Source organism: Spiroplasma sp. hy2, from assembly GCF_044714365.1.
Taxonomy (GTDB): domain Bacteria; phylum Bacillota_I; class Bacilli_A; order Mycoplasmatales; family Mycoplasmataceae; genus Spiroplasma; species Spiroplasma phoeniceum.
The window spans coordinates 1-5769 of the sequence record NZ_RXFZ02000056.1; the positions used below are offsets into that span (position 1 = coordinate 1).

A 5769-nucleotide genomic window follows, 5' to 3' on the forward strand; every position below is an offset into this window, starting at 1 on the left:
AATTTTTAATAAATTATTAATTGTTTCTAAATTAGAAACTTTAAAACCCTTATAAAAATCATTTCGGGCTAATTTACCAATTGTATATAATAAAGTTTCATTATTAGCCTGCTTTGTAAAATCAAATATTAATTTATCAGATAAAATTTTTTTACCTGAAACTTGTCTTACAACATCTTCTAAATTATTAGCAGCTATTACACCTAATTTTTCAAGTAATTTAGTTTCTTTTGCTAATTTTAAAATTCTAGTTGTGCGAGCAGCACGKGTTAATTTACCAATTCCACCAATTGCTGGTAACAAATTTAAGGCAGTACTTTTTACTGTCACTTCTGATGTTAATTTATCGTATATTTGATTTACGGCAAAATCGGTTGCTGTTTCTACTCCAAACGAGATAAATGCTGCGGCAAAATTAGATAATCCCGCACCAAGACCAACAGCCGAAGCAATACCACCAGTTAAAACTGATAAACCAAGTGCTAAAACTTGAATTCCTAAAAATTCTAATAACTGTAAACCAAAGCTTTTTTCTTGTTGTTGGATTGACAATCTAGTTGGATTTTTTTAACATTATAAATAAGGGCTGTTTTAGATGTTCCAATTGGCATATTTACAAAACAAAAAAGTACTATTTTTTAGTACTATTAAGAATTTTTAATTCTAACATCAATCGGATTTGTTTGACCAGTAGCATTGTTTTTACCTTCAATTTTAACTTCAACAGTTTTATCATTTGTAATATTAATTGGTCAATCTTCACCTTTACTTTCAATAAAATAATTGAAATCACTTTCAGTTAAAGAATTATTTACGGCTTTAACTGCTTTTAAAACAACATCTTTAAATTGTGATTTTAATTGTTCGATTGTTGCTTTTGTTGGTTCTGTTACATGAATAGTTGGTTTATCTAATTTATTAATTTTACTAATATCAGTTTTTGTAACAATATGTTTAATAATTCCTTTAGGTTCAACTACTGCTCCACCTAAATATAAAACTTTTTCCATAATTAAAGTATTACCCATTCCAGTACCTAACGCAGCAGCACCAACCCTTAATGGGGTATGGTCTTTTTTTCGTAAAATAAGCGGGTCATATTTTTTACTAAACTTAAAGGCAATTGCATTAACACCATTTGGTAATAATTCAATTGTTCCTTCTGAACCATCTTTATTAATAATTGGTAATTTTTTAGGAACCATATAGTATGTTGTTCCTTCAACAGTTTTCATTGCTCCACTCGTTTCAATTACGCTATTTATTTGGTCGTTTGCTCCAAGTTGTAACTGTAATTTATTACGAATTCCACGAATAAAATCAGCCGAACCCAATACAACTGTTTCTGATGGAGTAAAACCATTTTCATATATTTTATCCATAATTTCATCGTGGATTTGTAAAGCATTTGTATCATCTGCTTTTTGTCCTTGAATAGTTGTAACTGTTCCTTTATTAATAATTTCTAAAATTTTATTGCGTTTATAAGCAACCTCAGTATCCATTGCTTGCTCAATATCGGCAGCCCAAAGATTAGGATTAAAATCACTTTCTACAGGGTCTAATTTGCGGGCAAAAGTTAAAATTGTATCTAATTCAACTGTTCCATCTTCAAATTCCACTGTTGAATATTTTAATAGGTTATCATCAGTATTAAATACTTGCCCTTCGTTTCCTAAACCTTCATTATATTTAATATTTTTCTTTCTTTTATATGTTAAACCAAATTTATTGGCTTCTTTTCACGCAAATAATGCTTCTCAACTAAATTTTTGTTGATAAGTTTGTAAATATCATTGTTCAAATGTTTCTCGGTCTTGTTTTGTTGCTTGATTAGCAATATCTCCGAAAATTCTTTGTGGGTTTTGTGCCATAATTATCTCCTTCTTTCTTATTTATTAAATACATTGTCTGTATCTAAAATATTGTTCTCTTTGTTTTCTACTTTTGGTACGCCACCAGTATTAACAGTTTGTACTTTAATTAATTCATCATAAACACTTTGCAATTGTGTTTTAATGATTTCAATATCATCATTAATATCATAAGATTTTAATAAGAAATTTTTAAATTCTTCATTATCAGTTAAAGAATCATTAAAATTATTAATTTCAATTTGTTTTAATTGTATGGTTTGTTGTTCAAGTTGTGAAATTAATTCAGTGTTTTTTGTTTGTAGTTCGTTGATTTGTTGATTATTATTTTCTAAATTACTTGCATTAAATTCTTCAACTTCAGCACTATTTTCTAAAATAATTTCAGCAGTTTTAATATCTAAACTACGATCTTCATTTTTAATAGGTTCACTATTTTCATTAATAAGAACATATTTTACATTTTTTAATGCCATTGTTTTTCCTCCTATTTTTTAATATTTGTATTTGTTCTTGTTCTAATAGCCTTTTGTATAATTTCAAAACTATCAACTCGAAAAGATAAAAAATATCTTTTAGTTTTTATATTTAGCTGATTAAATACTGAACCTTTAATTTTTATCTCATCATCTTTTTTTAATTTCAAAAAATCAGTTAAAATAGATGGGTTATATATTGATAATGTTGAGTAATTTAATCCTTCCCACTGACATTTAGCAGAACAAGCATCAACTTCAACACCACCAGCAACCAGTGCTTTAATTTTKGTTTTAATAGGATTTTCATGCAATCTAACAGTTAATTCCAATTTATTAATCTTTTTATTTTTTATTTTAGTTTTATTAGTTACTGATGTTTTAGATAAATTACTTTTTATTTGCGGCATTAATAAGACCCCCTTTTGCTAAAAAATATTGTAGATGTTTTCATGCATCATATTCATGCTCAGTCATTTTAATATTTCCTTTATAAAGATAATTTTTCTTAACAACTGGCGATTGTAAAATATAATTTAAATTAAATAGATATTTACATAAAACTTTTAAACCACCAATGAATTTTGGCGTAGATAATGGATTTGTTATTTTTAATCCCTTACGCAGTTGATAATCTTCAATTATTACAATAACTTTATTTAAATAAGAACAAATTTTATTTTTAAATTTGTTTAATATTAAATAGATATTATTTATTGCTTCTTCTTCATTTTTAGAATTAAAAGTAATATTATTAATTATTTTATTTTGTAAAACATTATAAATAATCATACCAGTTTGTCCAATTCCAGCAGGATCAATTGCAATAATATATTTTAAATTATTTGTTTGATTTTTTTCTCAATTTGTAATATTTTTCAACCCTCGGTAGCCAAATCTAAAATATCATTAATTTTATAATGTTGCATATATGAATTAATAACATCTCATTTATTTTCAAATAAGTTTAAATACATTTTTGCTCATTCTAAACATTGTAAATCATAATGCTTTTTATGATGCGAAATACGACAATCAATTAGTTGACAATTAACTCAATCAAACGAAGTTGTTATTTCATTTCAAGTTTTATTAATATATTTACTTTTATATTCTTGCATAATATTTTATTCCTTTCTTTTATTTTTTAAATAAACAGAAAATTCCTTTGTTGGTTAAGTTTTTGATATTTAGTAAGAATATTTATATTTTGATTTAATTAGTTAATTCGCCACCACCCACCACCGAAGTGAGGTGGATGGCGATCCTAAAACTTTATATTTAGACAGAGTTTATCCCCCGACGGAAGTAAAACAAGTTTACCCAGTTATTAATTACGCTTCATCCATCCCTACACAACTTTATATAAAGAAAATAACCTTTTGGAGTTCCAACCCTCTTGTTTTTTTAGTGTCCGATATTGTTTTTTTTCGGTTTAACAGCACTTTTTTTATGAAAACAAGCAAAAAACACGCGCTCTGACATTTCGCAAGGGAGTAATCTTGCCGAGAATTAAAGAAATAAATAGGAGTAAATCCATTCGCTTTCACACTTTCTTTAAGGCTTCGTGCCATAGATGGGTTGCCCATCTTTAAGCATCAAAATATTAAATTTTAAAGATTGAATTATTCATCGGATAATACCTTTATTGAAAGGATTTATAAAAAATATCCTTTATTTTGTGTAGGGAAAACAGAACAACATCTGTTTTTATGATAAAAGTTCTAAATTTAAAGATACTATCCGATGAATAATGCAAATAAATTTATGTTTTTTAATATAAAAATAAAAAACACTTTATTTTTCATAAAGTGTTGCATTTGGTTTACAATTTACAAAATCTATTTTTAATGCAAAATAAAAAAACATCTTGCTTTTACAAGATGTTTAAAATTATTCTTTAAATAATTCAAATAATGTTTTAATCATTATTCCAGTTCCACGCCCATCTTTAGTATCCGCTGTTCCAGCGATATCTAAATGAATATATGGTTTTTCTTCTACAAATTCACATAAAAATGCAGCAGCAGTTGAACTACCAGCAAAGCGTGAACTTTCAGCATTTGTTAGATCAGCAATTGGTGTTTTACGCATTACAGCACTATGTTCTTCTAAAATTGGCATTCTTCAAATTCCTTCATGAGCTTTAGAAGCTGCTTGTGCAAATTGTTCATATCATGCATCATTATTAGCAAAAACACCAGTTAATCATTTTCCTAAAGCTACTAGAATTGCACCAGTTAATGTTGAGGCTTCAATTAATTTATCCACATTTAATTTACGTATAGCATAAGTAATACCATCAGCTAGAACTAATCTTCCTTCAGCATCAGTATTATCAATTTGAACAGTTTTTCCGTTCATTGACGTAATAACTGATTCAGTTAAAGTTGCTTTTCCTCCAATTCGATTTTCTGTTAAACAAGCCACCGCAGCAATATTTGTTTTAACTTGTGCTTTTGCTAAAGCTAATACTGTTGAGCAAACAATAGCTGCTCCTGACATATCAAATTTCATTCCAGTTAATGCTGTTGATGGCTTTAAGTTATATCCACCACTATCAAAGGTAATTCCCTTTCCTATTAAGCCAACTTTTTCTTTTTTACTACTATCACCTAGATATTCTAAGATAACAACTCGGGGTTCTAAATAGCTTCCCGCATTAACAGCTAAAAGTAAACCCATTTTTTCTTTTTCAATTTCTTTTTTATCTAAAACTGTTACTTTTAAATTTGGGATTCCTTTTGCCATTGTTGTAATTTTTTCAGCAAAAACTTCTGGATACATTAAATTTGGTGGTGTATCTTGTAACATACGAGCAAAATTAACAAATTCCATTTTAATTTGAATTTCTTTAAAAATAGTAGGTGCCTTGTCACAGTTATGGATTAAATTAATTGTATAAACTGATTTTTCTTTTTTATCTGTTTTTAAATTATAATTATCATTTAAAGCATATAGTGTTCCTTCTGCAAGTGCTTTAAAAATATGAGTATTTGCTTCAGCACCTTTTTTGAAACTGTCAACATCAATATTTAAACTATATTTAATTGTTTTCATAAAATTTTGAATAAAATCTTCAGCATTTTTAAAAGTTAATGCTTTTTCGAAATAAGCATAAATTGTTTTTTCTTCTGAAATTAAAGTTGTTGCACCGTTTTCTTGGACAACTAATGGGTTGATTTCATCACCTTTAAAAATTGCTTTTAGTGTTAAATCTTGTTTTTTGTCATTTAATAATACCATTGTAAAATTCCTTCTTTCTATATAGATAATTATATACACAATATTATAATATTATCTAGAATAACACTTTAATTTTGTCGAAAACTCTTGATGAAATAAAAAAAATCATCAATATGACAATTTGAAAACTAATTTTGTGTAAGATTATGATTTTGCTTTAAATTTTTTAAAYD

7 protein-coding genes are annotated in these 5769 nt (G+C 26.9%); all 7 read right to left on the minus strand.

What is annotated here, in order from left to right; genetic code table 4:
• Window positions 1-552: hypothetical protein (locus EHV01_RS02755; protein ID WP_422066097.1), on the minus strand; the 552-nt coding region annotated here is incomplete at its 3' end.
• Window positions 553-647: 95 nt separating this feature from the next.
• On the minus strand, window positions 648-1874 hold the full coding sequence (locus tag EHV01_RS02760; RefSeq protein ID WP_422066098.1) for a hypothetical protein: 1227 nt from the start codon (window positions 1872-1874) through the stop codon (window positions 648-650).
• Window positions 1875-1891: 17 nt separating this feature from the next.
• Window positions 1892-2350 carry a hypothetical protein gene (locus tag EHV01_RS02765; RefSeq protein WP_422066099.1) on the minus strand — a complete coding sequence of 153 codons (459 nt, stop codon included), beginning with the start codon at window positions 2348-2350 and terminating at the stop codon, window positions 1892-1894.
• An 11-nt stretch (window positions 2351-2361) separates the two neighbouring features.
• The gene (locus tag EHV01_RS02770; protein ID WP_422066100.1) at window positions 2362-2760 is read right to left on the minus strand and encodes a hypothetical protein; all 399 of its coding nucleotides are present in this window, start codon (window positions 2758-2760) and stop codon (window positions 2362-2364) included.
• The gene (locus EHV01_RS02775) at window positions 2741-3232 is read right to left on the minus strand and encodes a hypothetical protein (protein ID WP_422066101.1); all 492 of its coding nucleotides are present in this window, start codon (window positions 3230-3232) and stop codon (window positions 2741-2743) included. The genes EHV01_RS02770 and EHV01_RS02775 overlap by 20 nt, the downstream gene beginning before the upstream one ends.
• Window positions 3187-3471, minus strand: a complete 285-nt coding sequence (locus tag EHV01_RS02780) for a hypothetical protein (RefSeq protein ID WP_422066102.1) — start codon at window positions 3469-3471, stop codon at window positions 3187-3189. Before EHV01_RS02780 ends, EHV01_RS02775 begins: the two co-directional genes overlap by 46 nt.
• A gap of 772 nt (window positions 3472-4243) precedes the next feature.
• A complete protein-coding gene (locus EHV01_RS02785; RefSeq protein ID WP_422066103.1) occupies window positions 4244-5596 on the minus strand; it encodes a M17 family metallopeptidase in 1353 nt (450 codons plus the stop codon).
• Window positions 5597-5769: the final 173 nt, after the last annotated feature.